At 69.1% G+C, this 24678-nt stretch carries 23 protein-coding genes; 13 read left to right on the forward strand and 10 right to left on the reverse strand.

What is annotated here, in order from left to right:
• Window positions 1–33: 33 nt before the first annotated feature.
• A complete protein-coding gene (locus OWM54_RS30150; protein WP_223781677.1) occupies window positions 34–1371 on the forward strand; it encodes a threonine/serine ThrE exporter family protein in 1338 nt (445 codons plus the stop codon).
• Here the strand turns inward: OWM54_RS30150 and OWM54_RS30155 are convergent.
• Window positions 1368–2396 (reverse strand): histone deacetylase, encoded by a 1029-nt coding sequence (locus OWM54_RS30155; protein WP_267699728.1) that lies wholly within the window; start codon window positions 2394–2396, stop codon window positions 1368–1370. The genes OWM54_RS30150 and OWM54_RS30155 overlap by 4 nt on opposite strands.
• A 122-nt stretch (window positions 2397–2518) precedes the next feature.
• Here OWM54_RS30155 and OWM54_RS30160 point away from each other — a divergent pair, with 122 nt between their 5' ends.
• The 7 genes from OWM54_RS30160 (at window position 2519) to OWM54_RS30190 (ending at window position 10878) form a co-directional block, all read left to right on the forward strand.
• Window positions 2519–4573 carry a HAMP domain-containing methyl-accepting chemotaxis protein gene (locus tag OWM54_RS30160; protein WP_223781679.1) on the forward strand — a complete coding sequence of 685 codons (2055 nt, stop codon included), beginning with the start codon at window positions 2519–2521 and terminating at the stop codon, window positions 4571–4573.
• 40 nt (window positions 4574–4613) lie between these two features.
• A complete protein-coding gene (locus OWM54_RS30165; RefSeq protein WP_223748511.1) occupies window positions 4614–5897 on the forward strand; it encodes an MFS transporter in 1284 nt (427 codons plus the stop codon).
• Between the two features lie 132 nt (window positions 5898–6029).
• Window positions 6030–6575 (forward strand): Sec-independent protein translocase protein TatB, encoded by a 546-nt coding sequence (gene tatB, locus OWM54_RS30170; RefSeq protein ID WP_267699729.1) that lies wholly within the window; start codon window positions 6030–6032, stop codon window positions 6573–6575.
• 39 nt (window positions 6576–6614) lie between these two features.
• Window positions 6615–7820: a twin-arginine translocase subunit TatC gene (gene tatC / locus OWM54_RS30175; protein ID WP_267699730.1), complete on the forward strand. Its 1206-nt coding sequence runs from the start codon at window positions 6615–6617 to the stop codon at window positions 7818–7820.
• 16 nt (window positions 7821–7836) lie between these two features.
• Complete coding sequence (locus tag OWM54_RS30180; protein WP_223748514.1) at window positions 7837–8928, forward strand: potassium channel family protein; 1092 nt, start codon at window positions 7837–7839, stop codon at window positions 8926–8928.
• Between the two features lie 83 nt (window positions 8929–9011).
• Window positions 9012–10307, forward strand: coding sequence for an AHH domain-containing protein (locus tag OWM54_RS30185; protein ID WP_267701180.1), 1296 nt, complete (start codon window positions 9012–9014; stop codon window positions 10305–10307).
• Between the two features lies 1 nt (window position 10308).
• Entirely contained in the window at window positions 10309–10878 is a 570-nt protein-coding gene (locus tag OWM54_RS30190; protein WP_248541815.1) for an imm11 family protein, read from the forward strand.
• Here OWM54_RS30190 and OWM54_RS30195 read toward each other — a convergent pair.
• Both OWM54_RS30195 and OWM54_RS30200 read right to left on the reverse strand, forming a co-directional pair.
• Window positions 10820–12157, reverse strand: a complete 1338-nt coding sequence (locus tag OWM54_RS30195; RefSeq protein WP_267699731.1) for an alpha/beta fold hydrolase — start codon at window positions 12155–12157, stop codon at window positions 10820–10822. The genes OWM54_RS30190 and OWM54_RS30195 overlap by 59 nt on opposite strands.
• A 405-nt stretch (window positions 12158–12562) precedes the next feature.
• Complete coding sequence (locus tag OWM54_RS30200; protein ID WP_267699732.1) at window positions 12563–13198, reverse strand: glutathione S-transferase family protein; 636 nt, start codon at window positions 13196–13198, stop codon at window positions 12563–12565.
• Between the two features lie 142 nt (window positions 13199–13340).
• Between OWM54_RS30200 and OWM54_RS30205 the strand changes: the two genes are divergently transcribed.
• Window positions 13341–14225: a bifunctional transcriptional activator/DNA repair enzyme AdaA gene (locus OWM54_RS30205; RefSeq protein ID WP_267699734.1), complete on the forward strand. Its 885-nt coding sequence runs from the start codon at window positions 13341–13343 to the stop codon at window positions 14223–14225.
• Window positions 14226–14231: 6 nt separating this feature from the next.
• On the opposite strand, the gene OWM54_RS30210 is transcribed toward OWM54_RS30205, so the two are convergent.
• Both OWM54_RS30210 and OWM54_RS30215 read right to left on the reverse strand, forming a co-directional pair.
• A complete protein-coding gene (locus tag OWM54_RS30210; RefSeq protein WP_267699735.1) occupies window positions 14232–15812 on the reverse strand; it encodes a hypothetical protein in 1581 nt (526 codons plus the stop codon).
• Between the two features lie 6 nt (window positions 15813–15818).
• Window positions 15819–16193: a hypothetical protein gene (locus tag OWM54_RS30215; RefSeq protein ID WP_223748519.1), complete on the reverse strand. Its 375-nt coding sequence runs from the start codon at window positions 16191–16193 to the stop codon at window positions 15819–15821.
• A gap of 179 nt (window positions 16194–16372) precedes the next feature.
• On the opposite strand from OWM54_RS30215, the gene OWM54_RS30220 reads away from it, so the two are divergent.
• Together OWM54_RS30220 and OWM54_RS30225 are read left to right on the forward strand one after the other, a co-directional pair.
• Window positions 16373–17188, forward strand: a complete 816-nt coding sequence (locus OWM54_RS30220) for a helix-turn-helix domain-containing protein (protein ID WP_267699736.1) — start codon at window positions 16373–16375, stop codon at window positions 17186–17188.
• Between the two features lie 166 nt (window positions 17189–17354).
• On the forward strand, window positions 17355–18185 hold the full coding sequence (locus OWM54_RS30225) for a dienelactone hydrolase family protein (RefSeq protein ID WP_267699737.1): 831 nt from the start codon (window positions 17355–17357) through the stop codon (window positions 18183–18185).
• Between the two features lie 15 nt (window positions 18186–18200).
• Here OWM54_RS30225 and OWM54_RS30230 read toward each other — a convergent pair whose 3' ends face one another.
• From OWM54_RS30230 to OWM54_RS30245, 4 genes are read right to left on the reverse strand one after another with little or no spacing between them, the layout of a single operon-like run.
• The gene (locus OWM54_RS30230) at window positions 18201–18947 is read right to left on the reverse strand and encodes an SDR family oxidoreductase (RefSeq protein WP_267699738.1); all 747 of its coding nucleotides are present in this window, start codon (window positions 18945–18947) and stop codon (window positions 18201–18203) included.
• A gap of 14 nt (window positions 18948–18961) precedes the next feature.
• Window positions 18962–19654 carry a histidine phosphatase family protein gene (locus tag OWM54_RS30235; protein ID WP_267699739.1) on the reverse strand — a complete coding sequence of 231 codons (693 nt, stop codon included), beginning with the start codon at window positions 19652–19654 and terminating at the stop codon, window positions 18962–18964.
• Window positions 19654–20739, reverse strand: coding sequence for a phosphotransferase family protein (locus OWM54_RS30240; protein WP_141323568.1), 1086 nt, complete (start codon window positions 20737–20739; stop codon window positions 19654–19656). Before OWM54_RS30240 ends, OWM54_RS30235 begins: the two co-directional genes overlap by 1 nt.
• 6 nt (window positions 20740–20745) lie before the next feature.
• A complete protein-coding gene (locus tag OWM54_RS30245) occupies window positions 20746–21981 on the reverse strand; it encodes an acyl-CoA dehydrogenase family protein (RefSeq protein ID WP_223748524.1) in 1236 nt (411 codons plus the stop codon).
• Window positions 21982–22063: 82 nt separating this feature from the next.
• Here OWM54_RS30245 and OWM54_RS30250 point away from each other — a divergent pair, with 82 nt between their 5' ends.
• Window positions 22064–23005 (forward strand): LysR family transcriptional regulator, encoded by a 942-nt coding sequence (locus tag OWM54_RS30250; protein ID WP_223781684.1) that lies wholly within the window; start codon window positions 22064–22066, stop codon window positions 23003–23005.
• 17 nt (window positions 23006–23022) lie between these two features.
• On the opposite strand, the gene OWM54_RS30255 is transcribed toward OWM54_RS30250, so the two are convergent.
• Window positions 23023–23313 carry a hypothetical protein gene (locus OWM54_RS30255; RefSeq protein ID WP_267699740.1) on the reverse strand — a complete coding sequence of 97 codons (291 nt, stop codon included), beginning with the start codon at window positions 23311–23313 and terminating at the stop codon, window positions 23023–23025.
• Between the two features lie 171 nt (window positions 23314–23484).
• Between OWM54_RS30255 and OWM54_RS30260 the strand changes: the two genes are divergently transcribed.
• Complete coding sequence (locus OWM54_RS30260) at window positions 23485–24330, forward strand: alpha/beta fold hydrolase (protein ID WP_267699741.1); 846 nt, start codon at window positions 23485–23487, stop codon at window positions 24328–24330.
• Window positions 24331–24678 lie beyond the last annotated feature (348 nt).

A 24678-nucleotide genomic window follows, 5' to 3' on the forward strand; every position in this document is an offset into this window, starting at 1 on the left:
CGATGGTTCGATGCCAGGGGAGGCCGTGCCCGCATGACTGACGCTCGAACCGACGACATGCCCTCGAGCGAGGACGCCACGGTGGCGGTGCTCCTGGACCTCGCGCGGGCGCTGCACCTGTCGTACGTGCCGGCCTTCGGCGTGGAGCAGCGCGTGCGTCGCGCGGCGAGGGCGTGGGGGCTGGAGGTGGAGGTCTTCACGCTGCAGACGCTCGCGGTGACGGAGGTGCGCTCCGGCGCGGCCCGCCGTGTCGACATCCAGCGGCTGCCCTTCAATCCCCACTGGAACCTGCGCCGGGCCGCCGGGCTCCTGCTCCTGTCGGAGTCGATTGCCCGCGGGCGGCTCGACGTGCCGGGCGCGCGCGCCGAACTGGACCGCATCATGACGCCGCATCCCGCCCACCCCGAGTGGCTCGTGCTGCTCGCCTATGGCGTGTACGGCGGCGCCGTGGCCGTGCGCGTGGGAGGCGGCCTCTGGGAGCTGGTGGCGGGGCTCGTCGTGGGCGTGCTCGCGGGAGCCATCCACTTCGGCACGCTGCGCTCCATGCGCGTGGACCTGCAGAAGAGCTTCCTCGGCGCGTTCCTCGGCACGCTGCTCGCGTTCGGGCTGACGTTCGTCCTGCCGTCGTTCGACGCGGCGCGGGCGCTCTTCGGGGGCATCACGCTGCTGGTGCCCGCGATGGTGGTGACGCTGGGCTCGGCGGAGCTGGTGGGAGAGTCCGTGGAGGCGGGCCTGTCACGGCTCACCTATGGCCTGCTGCGCTTCTTGATGCTGGCGGTGGGAATCATGGCCGCGGCCACGCTGTGGCGCTTCTTCGGGCCGCTGCCACTCCAGCTCCGCGCGCAGTCACTGCCACACACGGCGGTGCTGCCCATCATCGCGGTGGGCGGCCTGGCCCTCACGGTGTGCATGTCCGCGCGCCGTCGCGACACGCCGTGGATTGTGGGCGCGGTGCTGCTCGCGTGGGGCATCCAGGAGCTCACCAAGGGCGTGCTGGGAGACCGGGGCAGCCCACTCGTCTCCGCGTTCATCCTGGGCATCGCGGGTCAGCTCTACGGACGGATGCCCGAGCGGCTCTCATCCACGCTCATCATGCCCGGCCTGTTGCAGCTCGCGCCCGGGTTCATCGGGACGCGGGCCATCCTCGCGCTGCTCGGCGTGCCGGGGCAGGGGGACGACGCGCGCGTGTTCGACATCCTCCTGGTCGCGCTGCAACTGGTGCTGGGCCTGATGTTCGCCTTCATGCTCGGCCTGTCCCACGACGCCCGCGCTTCGGCGGAGGAGCGGGGTGAGCGTCCGGCGCGGACGAAGCCGCCGGAGCCCTCGGGGCCGCGAGGCGGAGGACTCCGGAGACCCGCCGAGGCGAACTAGGACAGCGCGCTCCAGTACGGCTTGAGCGCCTGTCGGCTCTCACGCAGCGCCTCCCGCGCGTCGGTGTGCGTGTCGCCGGTGGGGAAGCTGTCGGAGCGGCCCGCGAGCACCTCGACGCAGGCGTGCACGGACTGCGAGAGGCCCTCCAGCGAGTAGCCGCCCTCGAGCAGCAGCACGAGCCTGCCATCGCAGACCCGCTCGGCGAGCGAGCGCAGCGAGGAGCACATGGCCGCGAAGCCCCGCTCGGTGACGTCCATGCCGCCAATCGGGTCGTGCTGATGCGGGTCGAACCCGGCGGACACCACCACCAGCTGGGGACGGAAGGCCTCGGCCACGGGGAGCAGCAGCTCCTCGAAGAGCATCCCGTAGTCCGCGTCCGAGTTGCCTCCCGGCAGGCCCACGTTGACGGTGTAGCCCTCGCCCGCGCCCTGGCCTACCTCGGGGGAAGCGCCGGTGCCCGGGTAGTAGGGGAACTGGTGCACCGACTGGTACATCACGTCACGCCGGCCCCAGAACGCCGCCTGCGTGCCGTTGCCGTGGTGCACGTCCCAGTCGAGCACCAGCACCCGCTCGGCGCCCAGCCGCCGCCCGGCCTCCGCGGCGATGGCCGCGTTGTTGAAGAGGCAGAAGCCCATGGCGCGGTCCGGCTCCGCGTGGTGCCCCGGCGGACGCACCAGCGCGAAGGCGTTGCGCGCCTGGCCCGCCATCACCGCCTCCACGGACTGCACCGCCGCGCCCGCCGCGAGCCTCGCCGCGTCCACGCTGTCCGGGGACACGACGGTGTCCGCGTCGATGCGCGCGGTGTGTCCGTTGAGCTGGCGCAGGCGCTCGAGCAGGGCGGGGGTGTGCACCGCCAACAGCTCCTCGTTCGTCGCCGAGCGCGGCGAGCCCATCACCGTGCCCCGCACGGGGGTGCTCGCGAGCACCCCGAGGATGCGCTGCAGGCGCGCGGGGGACTCGGGGTGGCCCTCTCCCGGGTCGTGCTTGAGGAAGAGGGGGTCGGTCAGCAGCAGGGTGGGCTTCATCAGGGTAGGACCTTACGCATCCAGGCGCGGGGATGTCAGGCTCCCGCCGGGCGGAGGGGCGGCCGAGGGGCCTGACCCCGGTTCTTGCCCTGCCGGTGTTTCCATTCCTACAGTGGCCCGCCTTGGCTCCGCGCTTCAAGAAACCCGGCCTGCGCAGCATCCTGCTCGGCTCCTTCGCCGTGGTGCTCGCCCTCATCCTCGGGACGCTCTACTTCGTCGTCCCGTCCCGGGTGGAGGACTTCCTGGAGACGCGCCTGACGAAGCACGGCGACGACAAGGCGCTCCAGGCGTCGCGTGACCTGGCCAACCTCTCCCTCACCATCCTGCCGCCCCTCCTGGAGACGCTCCACGGCGGCGACGACGACTTCGCGCTCATCGCCCTCATCACCCCGGATGGCCGCGTGCAGGCCGTGCATCCCCCCAGCGCGGAGGGGTGGCTGCTCAACAACCTGCGCGAGCAGCCGTCGAAGGACCCCGCCACGCTGGACGGCGCCGTCTTCGAGAACGGCAACAAGGCCAGCGTCCGTCCGGTGTCCCTGCACGAGGGGCCGGCTCACGTGCTGGTGGCGGTGAACTTCAGCTCGCTGGAGGAGGTCGTCACCTCGCTGCGGCACGTGGTGCTGCTGGCGTTCGGCATCGGCCTGGCGCTCTTCCTGGTGGTGGCCTTCTTCATCTCGCGCGCGTTCATCCTGGTGCCGCTGGACGCGATGATGACCATGGCGCGGAGGCTCGCGGAGGCGGACCTGACGGGCCGCGTGGACGTGGGCTCGCGCGACGAGCTGGGCCTGCTCGCCGAGGCGCTCAACCGCATCGCCCAGAGCTGGCGCGACACGCTGGGCCGGGTGCGCGGTGTGTCGGACGTGGTGGCCGGCGTCATCGAGCAGATCCACCGCACCGGCACCACCGTGTCCTCGGGCGCCAGCACCGTCCAGGCCCGCGTGGAGGAGACGTCCTCCTCCATGGTGGAGATGATGGCGTCCTTGCGCGGCATCGCGGAGAACGTGGAGGTCCTCTACCAGAGCGCCGAGGAGAGCAGCTCCTCCATCATGGAGATGGCCGCCACCAACGACGAGGTGGCGGAGAACGTCACCGCCATGGCCGCCAGCGTGGAGGAGACCACCAGCGCGATTGAAGAGATGACCTTCTCCATCAAGGAGGTCGCCAAGAACATCCAGGAGCTGTCCGCCTCCACGGAGGAGACGTCCTCGGCCATCAGCCAGATGGACGCGGCCATCGGTCAGGTGGAGGCCAACGCCAAGGAGACCGCGCGCCTGTCCGAGCAGGTCTTCGACGACGCGCAGACGGGCGTGGAGGCGCTGCGCAAGACGCTCACCGGCATCGACCGCATCAAGGGCTCCAGCCGCGCCGCCGCGGACGTCATCGACAGCCTGGGCCGGCGCATCTCCGAGATTGGCAACATCCTCAACGTCATCGACGACGTGGCCGAGCAGACCAACCTGCTCGCCCTCAACGCGGCCATCATCGCCGCGCAGGCCGGCGACCACGGCAAGGGCTTCGCGGTGGTGGCGGAGGAGATCAAGGACCTGGCCGAGCGCACCGGCGCGTCCACCAAGGAGATCGCCGAGCTCATCCGCAGCATCCAGGAGGAGAGCCGCAACGCCGTGGTGGTGATGAACCAGGGCGCGCGCAACGTGGAGGAGGGCGTGCAGCTGGGCCGCGAGGCGGAAGGGGCGCTGCGGAAGATCAACGACAGCACCCAGAAGTCCACGCAGATGGTGAAGGCCATCGCCCGTGCCACCGTGGAGCAGGCCCGCGGCAGCAAGCAGGTCACGGCCTCCATCCACCGCATCAGCGAGACGGTGCAGCAGATTTCGAAGGCCTCCAACGAGCAGGCCAAGGGCGGCGAGCAGATCATGAAGAGCGCGGAGAAGATGAAGACGCTCACCGCCCACGTGCAGCGCAGCAGCCAGGAGCAGGCGCACGGCAGCAAGCAGATCACCCGCTCCATCGAGAGCATCAACGAGATGGTGACCCACCTGAACCGCGCCCAGAAGGAGCAGACCAAGGGCAGCGAGCAGGTGCTCAAGGCGGTGGAGACCATCAAGGGCGTCTCCGAGCACCAGACACGCTCCGTCAAGCAGCTGGAGGAGGCCATCGACAACCTCCAGCGGCAGGCGGAGATCCTCCGGGGCGAGGTGCGCCGTTTCCGTGTCTAGCCGTGCGCGCGGCCCGCGAATGGCTTAAGGACAGGAGGACATGCCGACAGAGCGACAGGTGTCCGAGCGCTGGGTGGTCTTCCTGATTGGCGCGGTCCAGTTCGTCAACATCCTGGACTTCGTGATGGTGATGCCGCTGGGGCCCGACTTCGCCAAGGGCCTGGGCATCGCCTCGTCGCATATCGGCACCATCGGCGGCGCGTACACGGCGGCGGCCAGCGTCGCGGGGCTGTTGGGCGGCTACTTCCTGGACCGGTATGACCGGCGCCGGGCGCTGGCGGTGTCCATGCTGGGGCTGGTGGTGGCCACGGCGGCGGGAGGGCTGGCCACGGGGCTGTCCACGCTGATGCTCGCCCGGGTGGCCGCGGGCATCTTCGGCGGGCCCGCCACGTCGCTGTCCTTGTCCATCATCGCGGACCTGATTCCGGTGGAGCGGCGCGGACGCGCGCTGGGCGCGGTGATGGGCGCGTTCTCCGTGGCCTCCGTCGCGGGCGTGCCCATGGCGCTGAAGCTGGCGGAGCACGGCGGCTGGCGCCTGCCGTTCTTCGTCGTCGCGGCGCTGGGCCTGCTCGTGGTGGTGGGCGCCATCTTCTTCCTGCCGCCGATGCGCGGACACCTGACGGGTGCCACCGGACGGGCCCCGAGCGTGGGCGTGCTGGAGCTGCTCGGCCGCCGCGAGGTGCAGCTGTCCTACCTCATGACGGCGGTGGTGATGATGGCGGGCTTCGTGCTCATCCCCAATATCTCCGCCTACCTCCAGCAGAACCTGGGCTACCCGCGTGACCTGCTCTGGTTCCCGTACTTCGTGGGCGGCATCGTCAGCTTCGTCACGCTGCGGCTGGCGGGGCCGCTGGTGGACCGCTACGGCGCCTTCAGGCTGGGGACGGCGGGCTCGGTGCTGCTGCTGGTGGCGACCTACGTGGGCTTCGTGGACTACCCGCGCTGGCTGCCGATTCCGCTGCTCTTCGTGCTCTTCATGACGGCCATGGGCGTGCGCAACGTGTCCTACAACACGCTGACCTCGCGCGTGCCGGACAACCCGGTGCGCGCGCGCTTCATGTCGCTCCAGTCCGCCATCCAGCACATGGCCTCCGCGGTGGGGGCCTTCCTCAGCGCGCAGCTCCTGACGGACCTGCCGGACGGCACCCTGGGCGGCATGACGCGCGTGGCCTGGGTGTGCATGGGCCTGACGGTGGCGCTGCCGCCGATGTTGTGGGTGGTGGAGCGGCAGGTGCGCTCCCGGGAGCAGGCGCGCGCCCTGGCGGTGCCTGCTTCCCAGGGGCTGGCCGTCCCCCTGTCTCCCCAGGCGCACCCACACCAGTAGTCTCAGGCCCTTGGAAAGGGCCCGGCCGTCCCCCGGCCACGGTGTCGGGCGGACGTCCGGAAGCGTCGAGCGGTTGCGCCAGGGGGCCTGGGGCGCGATAAACCGGGCTGCTTCGGGGAGAGCCGTCAGGACATGTTCAACATCGGCGCAGGCGAAATGGTGCTCATCGCGGTGGCCGCGCTGCTCATCCTCGGGCCGCAGCGGTTGCCCGAGCTGGCGCGTGCCATCGGCAAGTTCATGCGGGAGTTCCGTCGCCAGACGGACGAGGTTCGCAACGTGGTGGAGCGCGAGTTCTACACGATGGACCAGGACCTGAATCGCGAGCCTCCGCCTCCGGTGCGTCCCACGCCCGTCTTCCCGCCCTCGCCCGCGCCCCAGGCGCTGCCGCCCGAGGGGCTGCACCAGGCCGCCGCGCCCGGGGAGCCCGGCGCCGAGCCGCCCTCCGAGGAGGCGCCTCGCGCCCGCGCCCCGCTGGGGCTGGACGGTGACGAGCACCCCATGGTCCCCGAGCCCGTCGCCGAGGCCCAGCCGGGCCTCCAGCCGCCCGAGCCGCAGCCCGCCGAGCCGGCTTCTTCTTCCTCCCCGTCCGCCGCCACCGAGAGCGTGGGCGCGGATGGCCTGCCTCGACTCGCGCCGCTGCCTGGAACGGTGGCGCGCAACGCGCCGAAACGGAGCTGACCCCTGAGTCCCCAGCCTCTCGCCGACTCCGAGCTGCGGATGAGCTTGATGGAGCACCTGTCGGAGCTCCGCTCGCGGCTGCTCAAGTGCACCCTGGCCGTGCTCGGGCTGGGCCTGGTGTCGCTGCTGTTCGCCAAGCCCATCTTCGGCGTGCTGATGCGGCCCGTGCTGGACGCGCTGCCGGAGGGCAACCGCGCCCTCATCTACACGTCCGGCATCGAGGAGCTGAACGTCCTCATGAAGGTGGGCGTGTACTGCGGCGTGTTCCTCACCACGCCCGTCATCCTCTGGCAGATCTGGGGCTTCGTCTCGCCGGGGCTCTTCCCGGAGGAGCGCAAGTACGCGGCGCCGTTCGTCCTGTTCGGCTCGCTCGCGTTCATCCTGGGCGCGTGCTTCTGCTACTTCGCGGTGCTGCCCTCCATGTTCAAGTTCCTGCTCAACGAGGAGGAGACGCTCGCGCTGGAGCAGCGGCTGGACACGGCGCGGCTGCGCGCGGATGACGCCCTGCGCTTCCTGCGCGTGGGCGACGCGGAGCGGGCGGGGGTGCTCGCGAAGGAGACCAGCGCGTCGCTGCGCGCGGAAGGCGAGGGGCAGCTGACCGAGCCCGCGCGCTCGCCCTCGCAGGCGGTGGAGCTGAAGTCGCGGCTGGACGGCCTGGGCAGGCTGCTGGACGCGGCGGCGGACGGCTACGGCGTCCAGTCGCGCGCGGTGTTGCGGCAGGCGGTGGAGAAGAAGGTCGCGGCGGTGACGGCCTACGGCAAGCAGGACTACGTGGCGGCGTCGGTGGCCATGGACGAGGCGGCGAGCCTCTTGGCGGGCGTGGCGCCCACGCGCAGCGAGGAGCTGTCGGGGCTGTGGAAGCTGGAGAAGGAGCTGTCGGCGGGCGAGGCGCGGCACGAGGCGGAGCGGTGGACGCGGCCCATGCTGACGATGCACGAGCAGTTGTCGCTGGTGCTGCTGCTCATCCTGGCCTTCGGCATCATCTTCGAGCTGCCGCTGGTGATGGCGCTGTTGGGCATCGTGGGCGTGGTGCAGTCGCGCTGGCTGTTCAAGTACCAGCGGCACGCGTTCGTCTTCTGCCTCATCGCCGCGGCCATCATCACGCCCACCGGTGACGTGGTGAACCTGTCGCTGATGGCTGGCCCCATGCTGATGTGCTACGAGCTGGGCGTCTTCCTGGTGTGGCTGGTGGAGCGGCGCCGGGCGCGCAACGCGGCGGAGACGGGCATCACCCCGGTGTCCTGAGGAGGGGCGGCAGGCCATGTTCGGCTCCCGAAGACACCTGAGAGCCAACCTGCGCTACCTGCGCGCGTTGCTGCGCCGCTTCCGCACCACGCTGGTGCTGGCGGCGGGGCTGTTCGTGCTGGGGCCGCTCTTGTTCCACTGGCGCTACATCGGCCCGGACGGGGTGCCCATCTCCTTCGGAGAGGCGCTGCACCACGTCTACTTCCTGCTCTACGGGCAGCCGTCGCTGCCGTACGTGCATGACTGGGCCATCGAGGCGCTCAACGTGGTGATTCCGCCGGCGGGCATCGCCCTGGTGGCGGACGGCGTGGTGCGCTTCGCCTACCTCTACTTCGCCCGACACAAGAACGACAAGGAGTGGATCGAAGTGGTCACCGAGACGATGAAGGGCCACGTCGTGGTGTGCGGGGCGGGGCGGGTGGGCTACCGCGTGGTGACGCAGTTGAAGGAGATGGACAAGGACGTGGTGGTCGTGGAGAAGCGCGAGGACGCGGCCTTCGTCTCCGCGCTTCGGGATGAGAACGTGCCGTTGCTCATCGACGACACGCGCAGCCCGCTGTGCCTGCCACGCACCAACGTGAAGCACGCCTCCGCGATTGTGTGCGCCACGGACGACGACCTGGCGAACCTCAACATCGCGCTGGATGCGCGGAAGTTGAACCCGAACATCCGCGTGGTCATCCGCCTGTTTGACGAGGACTTGAGCGGCAAGGTGCGCGACACGTTCAAGGCGGAGGCCCTGTCCAGCTCATCGCTCGCCGCGCCCGCGATGGCGCTGGCGGCGATGGACCCGCGCATCATCCACTCGTTCCACCTGGGCAAGCACCTGATGGTGGTGTCGCTCTTCGAGGCGCGCGAGGGCCTGCCGGGGCTGAACATCTCCGCCATTCGAGATCGCTTCGGTGGGCTGGCGTTGTCGCTCCTGCGCGACGGCCACGAGCAGCTCCACCCGGTGGGGGACGAGGTCATGCGCGCAGGGGATGTGCTGACGGTGCAGGCGTCGTATCCGGAGTACTGCCGCCTGCGCGCCTTCACCAACGAGGCGGACCCGCCCATCTTCGCGCACCAGGACCAGATTGGGCCGGTGTGGCCGCGCAAGGCGGGCTGACGTCACCCGCTTCAGTCCTCGGACAACCCTGTGTGAGACTGCCCGCGTTCGTGCTTTACGGGCGGTATTCCCGGGGGGATTCCATGAGGTGGGTTGGCATCGTCGCGTTGCTGTTCTTCTCGGGAGCGTGCGCGACGACGCGCGTCGTCCGCGTGGACGTGGGTGGTGGCAGGATGGTGGCTCACGAGTCCGTGGACATCGAGCCGGTCGAGGTGGGCGAGGAGGAGTTCAAATCAGCCCTCACCCGGCTCATCCTTGAGATGCGAATGGATGTCGCCTTCCGCGAAGCCGATGCGGTGGACCAGCAGGGGTGGTCTCGCTCCAGGACGTTGCTCGCGTCCTCGAAGGGCCTCTCAAGAGAAGGTGCGTCTCCAGAGTCGCTCTACGCGAGTATCTGTCCCGAGGGTGACGAGTGCCTGACCCTCGTGGGAGGGACAGGACTGACGTTCTCGCGCAAGGACCGGACGTTGATGGCGCTGTCCTTCGCGCTCGATACCGTCTGGGAGAGCGTCGAGGTGGAGGTCGGGAAGGTGCTGAACCCGGCAGTGCTCAAGGCGCTGGTGACCTCGGCCGCATTGACGGTGCTCCTTACGATGGCGCTCCCCGAGCCGGTCACGAAGGTCATCGCGGTCGCATTGTCGGCTGCGATGGTGGCCTATCTGGGCCTCATCCCCGTCTGGGAGATTGGGCAGGGGTTCGTGCGACTGTGGGACGACGCGGAGAAGGCCACGAGCGTCATCGAGCTGCAGGACATCGGACATCGCTTCGGCAAGGTGCTTGGGACGAACGGCACCCGCGTCCTCGTGCTGGTCGTCATGACCGCCCTGGGTGGGAAGGGCGCGATGGCGTCCCAAGGTCCACGGCTCCCGGGCTTCCCCCAGGCCGCGGTTCGAGCGCAGGCCGAGGCCGGCTTTCAGCTCGGTGCCGCCATGAATGGCGGTGTGACTTCAATCGCGATGCCTGCTGCTGGTGTGTTGAACGTGGCGGTGGCTCCGGGAGCTGCCGCTGTCCTGGCGATGTACTCGGACGGGCGATTCCCTGGAGATGAGGTGGGCCCCGTCCATCACATCTGCACCAACAAGAACCCCATCTCGGATGCGACCGGTGGTCCTTGGACACCTCGATGCGAGAAGGTGTTCCAGAAGGCCGGGATGACGCTCGAGGACGTGGCCAATAAAGTGAGGCTCCAAGGACACGAAGGGCCTCACCCCGAGCGCTATCACACCGAAGTGGTACAGCGTCTTGAACGTTCTGTCGCACTCTGCCGGACGACGGAGCGGTGCCGGGTCAGTTTGATGAAGGAGCTTGCGAGAATCGCCAACGAACTGTTGACCCCGGGCTCCGACTTGCGGAGCTTCATCGTGAAGGTGGAGGGGTGAGATGGAGCGTCATTTCTACTGGGTGCGGTTGGGGAATGTACCGCAATGGCTCCTCGAGACGCCGACACGCGACTCGGGCCAGGCTTTTGACGAACCCTGGATGTTCGTGGACGGGCGCGCCCTTTCGGACGTGGGTTCCCTCAAGGCTCGGGTTTCGCACCCGGGTGCCGAGCGGGCCTTCGTCTTCTCTACGATTGAGGAAACGCCCATCGTCAGCGAAGCCGCTGCAAGCGTCTTCAGGACGCTGAGCCCAGATGACGTCCAGCTCTTCCCGGTCTCAATCGAGGGCGTGCCTGAACGGTACTTCGTGGTCAGTGCACGCAGGGTGGTCGATGCCATCGATGAGGCGAGGTGCCGGGAGGTGCACCCTCATGACGAGGGCGACGCCTCTGCTGAATACGCGGACGAATACCAGTGGATCTATGGCCTGCGCATCAACCCCGCGAAGACCGGAGGCGCGCAGGTCTTCCGGCTCAGGAAGTTCAAGGTAGCGTTCATCGTCTCGGAGCAAATCAAGGCAGCCCTCGAGCAGGTCGGGAACCTGGGCGTGTCGTTCGAGCGGGTGACGTGAGGGCCGAGGGGATTTGAGCGTCCTGCCGCGAGAGCCCCGAGGGCAGGGTGAGTGCCCTCGTGAGCAGCGCCGCCAGTGGCGCCCACTCGATGAGGAAGCCATCGTGGCCGTGTGGGCTGGACAGCTCCGCGTGCTCGGCGTGGACGCCATGGGAACGCAGTCGCCGGGCCAGCGCCTCCATGTGCTGGGGGAAGAAGAGCAGGTCCTGGTCGATGCCCACGCACAGGGCGCTCGCGCGGATGCGCTCCAGTCCTCCATGCGGCGCTCTCGAAAGGTCGTGGTGGTCCATGGCCCCCAGCTGCGCCAGGTACGCGCGCCCGTCGAAGCGCGCCTCCAGCTTGCGGCCCTGGTGCTCCAGGTAGCTCTGCACCGGGTGCAGCGCGCGCGAGGACCACGTCGCGGGACGCGGCTGGTTCGTGTCCAATCCCGGCTCCGCGCGATACGTCAGCATGGCGAGCTGCCGCGCCAGCTCGAGGCCCCGGTGTGACGACTCGGGGAACCCCGGGTCCAGCAGCAACGCCTGCCGGGCCACGTGGTTGAGTCCCACCACCCACGCGGAGGCCGACTCCGCGGCGGCGATGGGGGCCATGCGAGCGAAGCGCTCGGGCGCGAGCGCGGCGAGGCAGAGCACAATCATCCCGCCCAGCGAGCCACCGGTGACGAGCTCCACCTCCTGGATGCCCAAGGCGTCGAGCGCGAGGAGGATGCTTCGCGCCTGGTCCCACGGCGTAAGCGTGGCGGGCAGGTGTTGCTCGTCCTGGCGCAGGTCGCCCTTGGCCAGCACGGGCGCGGGGCCAAAGCGCGAGTCGTCGGTGCGTCGGGGGAACCCCTCATCCGCGGGACCGACGGTGCCGTAGCAGGAGCCCAGATTGTTGAAGCACAGCAGCCGCATGCGCGTCGGGTCCAGCACCCGGCCCGCGCCGATGAGAGGTTCCCACCAGCCGCCCTCGCCACCCGTGCGCATGTCGCCGGTGAGCGCGTGCACCAGCAGCACGGTGGGGACGCGCGTCGAGGGCCGCGCTCCGCCGTGACGACGGGCACGCTCGGCGGCGTGGCGCAGCTCCTCGCGCGTGCGGCGCACGAGTCGCGGCGTGGTGGCCTGGGACTCCTTCTCCGAGAGGAGGTGCGCGTGGGACTGGAGCCAGGGCAGGTCGTCCTCCGGGCCCCACCACCAACCACGCACCAGGTGCGGAGTGATGCGAGCGCCGGCTTCCAACGTCAGCTCGGGCGCGGTGACTTCGAAGAGGCGCGGCGAGGTCGCGCGAGTGAGGGGAGCCAAGGGATGTCTCCGGACAGACGGGTGGCTGCGCGGGCGCGAGCGTGCGCCCGTGAGGGAAGTGGAAGTGGGGTGTGAAGTGAACGGACGGCGGGGCTGGCTTCGCTGCGCTCCTGCGGGTGATGCGAGGGCGCTACGGGAGGGCCAGGAACGACGAAGCCCACCGACCCTCGCGGGTGGGTGGGCTCGGTGGCTCGCCAGGGTCGGACGCGACGTCAGCCGACACAGGCGGGCGAGAGCCCACCGGTCATCGACATTCGACGCATGGCGAAGAAGGACGTCATGGCCCCAACGGATAAACGCTCACCCCTCGCGAGTCAAGTCGACCCATGGAACTGGCACCCCATGCGGCGGACATCCGACATGGGATTCCGTGAGGACACGTGATTCTCCGTGCCGGCTCGCACGTCACGGCGCGGTGACCATCGCGTTCGCCGGATACGGGGCGAGCGCACCGATGTGCCCGGGCTGGGCCTTCACCCGCGCGAGCCACCGGGACACCGCGGGGAAGTCCTCCAGGGACAGGCCCACGTCGGGCGCGAGATGCGCATAGGCATACAGCCCGATGTCGGCGACGGTGGGACGCCCGCCGACGAGGAAGTCCTCATGTTGGAGATGCCGCTCCAACGTGGCGAGCGCGGCGCGGCCGGCCTCGACGCGCACGCGAAGGACCTCGGGAGGGTGCAGGCGAGCGCGCCCGGTGAGCACCCAGAAGCGCGCGGTGCCGATGTTGGGCTCGACGCAGTTCTGTTCGAAGAAGAGCCACTGGTGGACCTGGGCGCGCTCGAAGGCGTCGCGCGGCAGCAGCGGTGTGTCCTCGGCGAGGAACAGGAGGATGGCGTTGGACTCGGCGAGGAATCGTCCGGGCTCCGGCTCCAGCACGGGGATGCGTCCGGCGGGGTTCTTGTGGCGAAGGAAGTCGGGCGTGTGGCTCTCGCCCGCGAAGATGTCCACGGGGACGAGCTCATAGGGCCGGCCGAGCCAGGACAACACGTGGCGCAGCTTGTAGCCATTGGCGGAGGCCGCGCAGTCGTAGAGGCGCATGAGGACACTGTAAGCGCCCGCCAGCGGGCGGACGACCCGGTCCTTGCTGTGAGCCGGAGGGGGATGGCCGCAAGAACCGGGTTGAAGGGCGCGGGCCCTGGGGCCATACCCAGGGATGGACACACCTATTGGGAGCCGGGACATGGCCAACAGCGACTACGCCCGAATCGAGCAGGCGATTCTCTACCTCGATGCGCACGCGCGCGAGCAGCCCTCGCTGGACGACGTCGCCGCGCACGTGGGCCTGAGCCCCTTCCACTTCCAGCGCCTGTTCACCCGCTGGGCGGGAATCAGCCCCAAGCGCTTCCTCCAGATTCACACGCTCAGCTCGGCGCGCCGGCTGCTGGCCGAGCGGCGCAGCGTGCTCGACACGTCCTTCGCCGTGGGGCTGTCCGGAGGTGGTCGGCTGCACGAGCTGTTCGTGACGCTGACGGCGATGACGCCCGGGGAGTTCAAGCTCGCGGGGGACGGCCTGACGATTCACCATGGCGTGCACGCGTCGCCCTTCGGGGACTGCCTCATCGCCGTCTGCGAGCGAGGCATCTGCGGACTGCACTTCCTGACGGGCGAGTCGGAGGTCGAGGCGCTGGAGTCCCTGCGCGAGCAGTGGCCGAAGGCGAGCTTCATCGAATCCACGAAGCTGACGGCGCCGTGGGCCGGACGCATCTTCCCCCAGACGCCGCCGCGTGAGCGCACGCCGCTGTCGGTGCTGGTGAAGGGGACGCCGTTCCAGGTGCAGGTGTGGCAGGCGCTGCTGCGCGTGGCGCCGGGCGACGTGGCGACCTACGAGGACCTGGCGAAGGCCATCGGCAGACCCAAGGCGGTGCGTGCCGTGGGCTCCGCGGTGGGGGACAACTCGGTGGCGTTGCTGATTCCCTGCCACCGCGTGCTGCGCAAGACGGGCGTCATCGGCGACTACCGTTGGGGCAGCTCGCGCAAGCAGGTGATGCTCGCGTGGGAGACGCTGCGCCGCGAGGCCGACAACGAGGACGGGGACCGCGAGGCCCTCCAGTCCGGACTGGCGTGACGCGGCTCAGCCCAGCGCGGCGAGCGCCGACACCTTGGCGATGATCTCCGGGGCGGCCTGCACCAGCGTGGCAATCAGCAGCAGCCAACCGATGACCCCTGAGACGGCCCTGCCGACAAGCCGGATGACGAGCGACAGCACGGCCCCCGCGAGTCCGATGGCCGCGGACACCCGCTCGATGCGTCCGAGCAACTGTCGCGCGTCCTCTACCGACGCCTGCGCGTCGATGAACAGCACCGAGTCGCAGTCCATGTTGAGCCGGCAGCCCATGTCCAGCCGGGGCGCGGGGGGCAGAACCTGTCCGCCCAGGAAGATGCCCACGCCATCCGCGAACGCGGTGGCCGCGCGGCCAATCGCGCCCAGCACGTCATTGGCGACCTGGAAGAGCGAGCGGAAGACGTTGCGCGCCAGCGTCTTGAAGAACTCCCCGACGGACCGGAAGATGCTCACCACGCTCTCCCCGAGCCGCGTCACCTGACGCTTGAGCCACTTGAAGGTCCGCTTGAGCCCGTCCCACAGGAAGAAGTCCGAGTTGTCGACCTCGCTCGTCCAGTAATCCTGGAGCTCGGCCTGGTTGTTCTCGACGAACTTCACGAGGTCGTCGCGGGAGACGTCCTCCTCGTGCTGCTGTCGCACGAAGTCCTCGAAGAGCGCGGGCGTCACCTGCGTGGTGTGCAGCAGCACCAGCGCCTCGAACGTGGGCCGCGCCGGGCTGTTCCTCCAGTACTGGTCCAGCGCCTTGCGCAGCTTCGACGCGATGACGGGCTCGCGGATGTCTCCCATCGGGTAGCCGTTCAGCCACAGCTCGTTGCGCGCGAGCCGCAGGAGGAAGCGCCGCGACGCGGTGGGCAGCTTCTTCTCCTCCAGCTCCCGCTCGGGGAGGAAGCTGCGCAGCTCGGGCGTGCCCTGGGCCACCTTCTCCAGCAGCTCATCGTGAGACATCAGCAGCCGCAGCGTCTCCCGCTCGGTGATGCTCGAGGACGCAGTCAGGCCCAGCTCGAACATCACGGCCCGGAAGCGCGCGAGCTGGATGCGCAGGTTGTTCGCGTCGCTCGGGTCGACCTTGACGTTGTCGCGCAGGCCCAGCGTCGTCAGCCGCAGCTGCGCGGCGCGCAGGAGCACGGGCTTCGCCACGCCATGGGCGGGGTACCACCGGTCGATGTCGAGCGGGTCCTCCAACGTGACGAGCTCCTGGAGCGCATCCCACGTCGCCTGCTCGATGGTGGCGCCGCTGGGCGCGAGCCCGATGTCCACGCGGAACGGGTTGAGCCCCTTGAGCAGCGCCGCGTCCATCTTGTCGCTGGTCGGGTCGCCGACGTCGTAGCCCAGGTGGCTGAGGCGCAGTCGGACAGCACGCACCACCAGCTTGTAGCGCTCGTAGTTGGCGCCCTGGGACGAGGGCGTCAGCTCCGAGAGGGGCACCAGCCCCGCGTGCTCCTCCAGGACCTGGAGGTTCTCCTCCAGGTTCATGGCGGTCTCCAACGGGTCGAGCCCACGTCCCTTCAGCGGCACGCCTCGCGCCGCGGGGAGCCGTGTCGGCGCGTCGAACAGCGCCGCGATGCGGACCGACTCGGGAGAGGACGGCATCGTCGCTCAGCCCTTCTTGACGATGTCCTTGAGCAGGTCGCCGAAGAAGTCCACGACGGACTTGCGCGCGGCGATGCTGGTCTCCACCGACTTGCGGTGCAGGTCGAGCAGCTCCTGCAGCCGGGGGATGTCCTGCTCATCGGTCTGGAAGAGCTTCATGTCGCCGTCGAACTTCACCTGCGTCGCGGCGACGAGCTTGATGGTGGCCTGGGTCGTCGCGCTTCCCACGGAGCTCGTCGTCAGGTTGTCCCAGTCGATGGTGGGCTTGCCGCCGGTGGTGTTGATGATGTGCTTCACCTGACCGGTGTAGGTGATGACCTCCAACGTGACGAGGTCGTCGACCGCCGTGTTGAGCTTCTCGATGGCTTGCTTGAGTCCCATGTGGTGTTCCCCCTCGAAAAGGCTCGCGGAGTCACGCGAAGCCCGTAAGCCGGGGAGTCTAGCGTGGGCTCGAACGCCGGCGTCAACGTCGGCGGTGCGTAGGGTGGAGTCCACACGGGTCGTCGACGACCTTCGAGACGCGTCTGCCATTGTGTAGGGTCGTCCCGGGATTCCGTCACATGGCCTTCCTCGCCCTGGCTCCGCACACCACGCTCTCGCCGCAGGTCCTCGGTTATTGGTTCATCGAGGACCTGGAGGGTTCGTACGAGGGCAAGCCCATCCGCACCACGCCCACCGCGGCGGCGGTGCTGACGCTCAACTTCGGCCGACCGTGTGGGAGTGAGTTCTCGGCCGGAGCGCCGCGCGCCTCGTTGCTGGGCGTCCAGAGTCGTCCGCGCAGCTGGAGCTCCGGGGAGGGGTGCTCCTTCGTCATGGTGATGTTGCGGCCGCCAGGACTGGCGCGGCTGTTTCCCTCGACGGGGTTGGAGAGCCGTGACGACCTCATCGAGCTGGGCGGGCTGCTGGGGGACGGGCCCGCGCGAAGGCTCTGTGACGACCTCGCGGCGGCGGGGACTCCCAGGCGGGTCGCGGACCGGCTGGATGCGTGGCTGCTCCAGCGGATGCGGATGGGCGGTGAACTGGAGCGGCTCGAAAGGGCCTGGGGGACGTTGGCGAGGACCTCTCGCGTGAGCACGACGGCGCGAGGAATGGGGGTGTCGACGCGACAGCTGGAGAGATGGTTCCGGGCGCACGTGGGTTGTACGCCCAAGCAACTGCTCGGGCTCGACCGCGTCCAGGCGAGCCTCCATGCGACGCAGACGGGGCAGGGTGACCCGCTGCACGGGTTCAGCGACCAGGCCCACCAGATTCGCCAGTGGCGTCGCTACCTCGGCGTGACGCCGGGACGGTACGAGCGAAGGAAGTGGTCCATCCTCGCCGAGTACTTCGCCCAGGCGCGAGACGCCGCGCCCGACGGACTCGCGCACTTCTTCTGAAGGGCGGGCTCGCGTGCCTGCGCCCTGAAGAACGTCGACCCCATGCGTCGCCGGCGGGCACGGCGCCGCACCAGCGCGCCTCCCCGCGACGGCAGGGCCGCGGCGAGGAATGGAGGCGAATCATCGCGACAAGGGCGCCGCTCGCGTGAGCGGAGGGCCCACGGGCATGTCGCATTCGTTCAAGACCCGCGCCGCGCCCGGCTCCAGATTGTCGCTTCGCAGGCAGCGAGGAGACACGGTGATGTCGGGACGGCAGGAGGCAGTCATCCACGGAGAGCCCGTGGAGTATCGCGAGGGAGAGACCCTCTGTGAGGGATACGTGGCCTGGGACCGTCGGGAGGACCGCCGACGTCCCTGCGTGCTCCTGGCGCATGCCTGGGATGGACTCAACGCGCCCATCCGCGCGAAGGCGGAGGAGTTCGCCGCGTTGGGCTACCTGTGCTTCGCGGTGGATGTGTACGGCAAGGGCGTGCGAGGCGGCGTCGCGGACGACAACTCGCGCCTGATGGGTCCCTTCATGGAGGACCGAGCGATGCTGCGTCGCCGGATGGTCGCTGGCTTCGAGGCCGCGCTGCGCCATCCGCGGGTCGACCCGGAGCGCATCGTCGTCATCGGCTACTGCTTCGGTGGCCTCTGCGCATTGGACCTCGCGCGCAGCGCCGTGCCGGGCCTGAAGGCCGCCGTGAGCTTCCACGGAGTCCTCGTGCCTCCGAGGCTCGGGCCTCAGCCCCCCATCACGGCCAAGGTCCTCATCCTGCACGGCTGGGAGGACCCCACCAGCTCGAAGGAGGATGTGCTCGCGGTGGCGCGCGAGCTGACGGAGGCGGGCGCGGACTGGCAGCTCCACGCGCACGGCCACGCGATGCACGCCTTCACCTATCCAGGGCTCCACAACCCCGAGGCCGGGCTCCAGTACCATCCCGACGCGGCCCGGCGGACCTGGGCCGCGATGCGCGCGTTCCTCGACGAGGTCTTCGTGGACGCCGGGCCCCGGTGAGCCGCCTGCTCGGACTCAGGACATCTTCGCGACGAGCTTCAGCGGCAGGTTGCGCAGGAAGAAGCCGACGACGCCCCACGGCCATCCGGGAACGTAGGCGCTCGCCGGCTCCTTCTCGATGGCCTTCACGAGCGCGCGCGAGCCCCGCTCGGAGTCCACCGCGAAGGGCAGGTTCTTCGCCCCCGCGTTCAGCTCCGTGTGGATGTAGCCGGGATAAATCGTGGAGACCTTGATGGGCGTGCCGAGCAGCTCCGCGCGGATGCCCTCGGTCAGCGTGGCCAGCCCGGCCTTCGTCGCCGCGTACACGGTGAGGTGACGGGGCAGCCCGCGCATGGCGCTCATCGAGGAGATGGTGACCAGGTGTCCGTGGCCCTGCTTGCGGAGGATGCCGACGGCCGCTTCGCACTGAGCCACGGCGGCCACGAAGTTCGTCTGGGCCGTCTTCGCGTTGGTGGCGAAGTGGCCTGTGCCGATGCGCTTCCCCACGCCGATGCCCGCGTTGATGATGATGCGGTCCAGCCCGCCGAGGTCCTGGGCGAACGCCTCGAAGACCTCGAACACCCGCTCGTGCTCGTTCACATCCAGCTCCCGCACGGAGACCTGGATGCCGGGGTGCTTCGAGAGCAGCTCCGTGCGCAGCGCCTCCAGCCGGTCCGTCCGTCGAGCGCACAGCGCGAGATTGCGTCCCCGCGCCGCGAACTCGCGGGCCATGCCCTCACCCAGTCCCGAGCTGGCGCCCGTAATCAGGATGTTCCTTCGCATGGCCCCAAGCTCCTTCAGCGGTAGGTGATGAGGGCCTGGTTCGCCCCCTCGAAGTGCGTGTGCTCGTTGAGCGAGGACAGGTAGCGCCCGCGCTCACTGTAGATGACCTTCGTCACGCCGCAGTTGGCCAGCGTCCAGTTGAGCCGGAAGGCGTGCTCGTCGGGAATCTGGAGCAGCTGCTGACAGATGGCGGTGACGGGGCCGCCCGAGGTGAACACCAGCGCCGTCTTGGACGGCCCCAGTCCCTGGATGAGCGCGTCGAGCGCGCGCAGGCAGCGCTCCCGGAACACGGGCCAGGGCTCGGTGTACTCGGCGTCATGCTTGCCGGCGACCCAGCGGGCCACGGCCTCGGTGAAGAGTGCCTGGAACGCGCGGCGCGGCTCCGGCGTGGAGGCGAGGTCCTCGGCCAGCGCGGCGTGGTTGGCGTAGCGGGGGGTGTGGCGGACGACCAGTTCGTCGTGGTCGAACTCGTTGAAGCCGGGGCTGCGGGTGGGCAGCAGGTCCACGCCCATGGCGGCGAGGCACGTCTCCGCCGTCTGCCGGTGGCGGGTGAGCGTGCCGGCCACCACCGCGTCGAGACGCGGCAGCCGCGTCTTGAGCGCCTCGCCGAGCACTCGGGCCTGCACGAAGCCGGTCTCGGAGAGCTGGTCGTAGTCCTCCGCGCCGAAGGACGCCTGTCCATGGCGGATGAGGTACACGACGCCCATCACCGCCCTCCCTTCTTGATGAGCCGCTTGCAGCGCCAGTCGTAGTACGTCACCAGCGTCCAGAAGTTCTTGAACGCCGGGTTGCGCGTCTGCTTGTGGTGATAGCGGTAGTAGATCTGCTGGATGATGCCGGCGAGCCGGAAGATTCCGAAGACCTCGTAGAAGGTCCAGCTGGCGGGCTTCAGGCCGGAGCGCTGGAGGTAGTAGTCGACGACCTCCCGGCGGCTCATCATGCCCGGCATGTGCGTGGGCTGACGGCGCGTGGCGCGCATGAAGAAGTCGTCATCCGACTCGACCCAGTACGCGAGCGCGCTGCCCAGGTCCATCAGCGGGTCGCCCAGCGTGGCCATCTCCCAGTCGAGCACGCCGATGACCTGCGTGGGCTCGCCCGGGTCCAGCACCACGTTGTCGAAGCGCCAGTCGTTGTGGATGACGCAGGTGGCGATGTCGTCGGGGATGTGGTCCTTGAGCCAGTCGCGCACGTATTTGAAGCTCGGCACGTTCCACGTGCGCGCCTTCTCGTAGCGGTCCGACCAGCCCTCCACCTGGCGGCGGGGATAGCCCGCGCCCTTGCCGAGCGATGACAGGCCGACGGCCTGGGCATCCACCGCGTGCAGCTCCAGCAGCTTGTCGATGACGTTGACGCACAGCTTGCGCGTCTCGCCGGCGCTCAGGTTCATCCCGCGCGGCATGTTGGCGCGGGGGATGATGCCCTCGATGCGCTCCATGACGTAGAAGTCCGCGCCGATGACGGACGCGTCCTGGCACAGCGCCACCATCTCCGGCACGAACGGGTAGGCGGGCCGGAGCGCCTTCTGCACGCGGTACTCGCGCGACATGTCGTGCGCGGACTTCGCCTTGGTGCCCGCGGGAGGGCGGCGGAGGATGAGGTCGCGCTTGGGGTACTTGAGCCGGTAGGTCCAGTTGGACGCGCCGCCGGAGAACTGCGTCACGGTGGGCAGGCCCTCGAGCGTCGGTACCTGCTTCTTGAGCCAGGCATCGACGGCGGGGACGTTCAGCTCCTCACCGGCGCGGACGGAGCTGGGTGAATCCAGGGTGGATTTCGGGGCGGCGTGGGTGGCCATGGTGCGTCACCTCTTGGAGAAGCCGCGCTTGGCCAGCTCGATGCGGGCGATGACGCCCTTGTGCACCTCGTCCGGGCCGTCCGCGAGCCGCAGCGTGCGCGCCTGGCCGAAGAAGCCCGCGAGCACCGTGTCGTTGGACACGCCCGCGCCGCCGTGAATCTGGATGGCGTCGTCGACGATGCGCTGGAGCACGCTGGGGGCCACGACCTTGATGGCGGAGATTTCGGTCATCGCGCCGAGGGCGCCCACCTGGTCCATCTTCCACGCCGCGTAGAGCGTGAGCAGGCGGGCCTGGTCGATGGCGATGCGGGCCTCGGCCACGCGCTCGCGGTTGCCGCCCAGGTTGAGCAGGGGCTTGCCGAAGGCGGTGCGGTTCATCCCGCGGTCAATCATCAGCTCCAGCGCCCGCTCGGAGGCGCCGATGCAGCGCATGCAGTGGTGGATGCGGCCGGGGCCCAGCCGGCCCTGGGCAATCTCGAAGCCCATGCCGGGGCCGCCGATGATGTTGGAGACGGGGACGCGGACGTTGGTGAAGTGCACCTCGCCGTGGCCGTGGGGGGCGTCGTACTCGCCGAAGACGGGGAGCATGCGCTTGATGGACACGCCCGGCGAGTCCAGGGGCACGAGCACCATGGAGTGCTGGTGGTGGCGGTCTCCGCCGGTGTCGGGCGTGCGCGCCATGAAGATGGCGATCTTCGCCTTGGGGTGGCCCAGGCCGGTGGTCCACCACTTGGAGCCGTTGAGGATGACCTCGTCCTTCTCGACGACGGCGGTGGCCTCCATGTTGGTGGCGTCGGAGGAGGCGACGCCGGGCTCGGTCATGCAGAAGACGGAGCGGATTTCGCCGGCGAGCAGCGGGGTGAGCCACTGCTTCTGCTGGGCGGGGGTGCCGTACTTCCAGAGCACCTCCATGTTGCCGGTGTCGGGGGCGTTGCAGTTGAAGACCTCGGGGGCCATGAGGCTGCGCCCGGTCTCCTCGGCGATGGGGGCGTACTCGAGCGTGGACAGGCCCGGGGCGAGCTTCTCGTCGGGGAGGAAGAGGTTCCAGAGCCCGGCCGCGCGAGCCTTGGCCTTGAGGTCCTCCATGACGGAGGACACGGGCCAGGTCTTCCAGTCACCGCCGCGCGAGGCCTCCATGACCTCCTGGTAGTAGCGGGCCTCGTTGGGCTCGATGTGCTCGCGCATGAACTGCTTCACGCGCTCCAGGTAGTCCTTGCCTCTGGCGCTCGGCTCGAAGTCCACGGTGCTGCCTCCTCTCACGAGAGGCGCTCATCCTTGGCACCCGGCCCTTGTTGAATCCACTGAATGTTGGTCATGTGTCGTCATGAGCCCAGTTCAGGATTCCACCCGGCGCCCCGGGCCCCCGGACCTCAACCTCTTCCGGGTGTTCGACGTCGTCTATCGGGAGCGGAATCTGACGCGCGCGGCGGAGGTGCTGTTCCTCAGTCAGTCCGCGGTGAGCCACGCGCTGGCGAGGCTGCGCGAGCAGCTGGGGGCGCCCCTGTTCGTCCGGCAGGGGAGGGGCGTGGCGCCGACACCGTTGGCGGAGCGGGTGGCGCCGGAGATTCGGGAGGCACTCGCGCTGCTCCAGCAGGCGGTGCACCACACGCGCGGCTTCGAGCCGGCGCGGGACGTGGGGACCTTCACCCTGGCGATGAGCGACATGCTGGAGCCGTCGATTGTGCCCCGGCTGGTGGCGCGGCTTCAGGAGCGGAGCCCGGAGGCACGCATCAGCAGTGTGCGGTTGGAGCGGACGCGGCTGGAGCGCGATTTGGCTTCAGGGCGGCTGGACCTGGCCATCGACGTGGAGCAGCCGACGAGCGCGGAGCTGCGGCACACGGCCTTCACGCGGGACGCGTTCTGCGTGGTGAGTCGCAAGCGCAGGCGACTGGACGTGGCGGCGTACATGGCGGCGAAGCACGTCACGGTGTCCTCGCGCCGCACGGGGCTGGCGGTGGAGGACCTGGTGCTCAGCCGGCTGGGGTATCAGCGGGAGGTCACGGTGCGTTGTCGGCACTACGAGACGGCGTGCCGCATCGTATCGGGCTCGGACCTGTTGCTGACGATGCCGCGGCGGCGCGCGGAGGAGATCAACGGGGTGCTCGACGATGACCTGCACCTGTTGCCCATGCCGCTCGCGCTGCCGCGACTGGAGCTGCACCTATACTGGCACCGCTCCGAGGACAGCGAGCCTCGGAGTCAGTGGTTGCGCTCGGAGCTTCAAGCCCTGGCGAAGGTGTTGATGGGGCCGCGGCGCGGCGTGTGATGGAGGTGAAGGCTTCTTCAGTTCACGCAGTCCAGGTTGCAGTCCGCGAGCTCGCCCACGCAGGCATTGAGACAGATCATGAGTGGGAGTGGGTCGGTCAGCGTGAGCTTGCAGTCCGCGATGCACTGGATGGACTCTTCTCGACATTCATTGGTGCAGTTCACCAGCCCGGTCGCGTGGACGGTTCCGTCCGCGACGGGGGCGTCGTCCAGGACGGGCACCTCGGCGCGTTCATCCTCGATGGGACCGCAGCCCATCGCGAGCAGCAATGCGCCCACTCCAGCCAACCACGACATGCGATTCGACATGGTGATTCCTCCCTGCGCGAGTGAAGAGAGGATCGTCGCAGTCGCATCGGCGGGATATTGTACGCAGGTTCACTCGTCGGAGGACGCTGCCGTGGGTGCGGGCTTTGGGGGCGCGGAGGCGGATGTCCGACGGTTCTTGCATCGATGACGCGGTGATGGAGGGGGCGGGCAATGTCTCCAGGCAGCACGATGGAACAGTTCTTCACGGCATCAGGCGTTCGGCTCCGGCGACGAGGTGCCCGTCCGGGGGCCTTCAACTGGCTGTTCCTCCCGGGCGGGCCAGGGATTGGCGCGGAGAGCCTGTTCGGACTGGCGGACGCGCTGGATGTCCCGGGGACGTGCTGGATGGTGGACCTGCCAGGAGACGGGTCCAATGTCTCGCCTCCGGGGGCTCCAGCGAATCCCCATGACGTGTGGCCCAGGGTGCTCATCGAGGCTGCCCAGGCGCTTCCGAACTGTGTCTATCTGGGGCACTCCACGGGAGGCATGTATCTGCTGTCCGTGCCGGAGTTGGAGTCGCTCCTGGTGGGGCTCGTGCTCGTGAGCACGGCGCCGGACGCGGGCTGGCGTGCGCCGTTCTTCGAGATGACCCAACGGCATCCGCTGCCCGAGGTCGACGCGGCGACCCGGCGCTACGAATCCGAGCGCACGGATGAGCGGCTGCGAGACATCGCGGTGGCGTCGGCGGAGTGGAACTTCACGCCGGAGGGCGTGACGGAGGGGCGAGAGCTGCTGCGACGGATGCCCTACAACCGCGCGGCGGTGGACTGGTCGGACCGGAACTTCGACGAGACGTATGTCCACACGTGGTGGCCGCGCACGCTGCCCACGCTCATCATCAGCGGCGCCGAGGACCGCATCGTCCAGCAGACACCGTGGTCACAGGCCGCTTTCCAGGGACCGCACATCCTCCACAGGACCGTGGCAGGAGCCGCGCACTTCCCCTGGATTGAACGTCCGGAAGCCGTGGCCTCCGCGGTGCGTGAGCTTTCAGTGCGGATTGCGCCACGACCGTGAGCGCTTACCGCGCCACTGGAGGTATCCCTGGTCTTTGCGGGGACGCGAGCCCATGTTGTCGTCGATGCCTCAGTGGAATCAGGTGCTCCAGTGCGCACCAGGTGAAAGCGGACCATTCCGAGGTGTCTGCAAGATTGTCGGTCAATAGGCGTGTCCACCGTCTATGGGCTGCCTGCGTCCGACCATCCTCCAGGTGTTGCTCAATCTCCTCAATACTTGGCAGCAACTTTTCCCGCACATGGCCCTGCGCGCGGTCCGCGAGTTCTTCGAGCCTCAGGATGATGATGGTTGCAGAGCCTTCGTCGGTCAGTCCTTGTGGCGTCCAGATCCAATCTCGCCTGTCGAAGC

Source organism: Myxococcus sp. MISCRS1 (assembly GCF_026626605.1).
Taxonomy (GTDB): domain Bacteria; phylum Myxococcota; class Myxococcia; order Myxococcales; family Myxococcaceae; genus Myxococcus; species Myxococcus fulvus.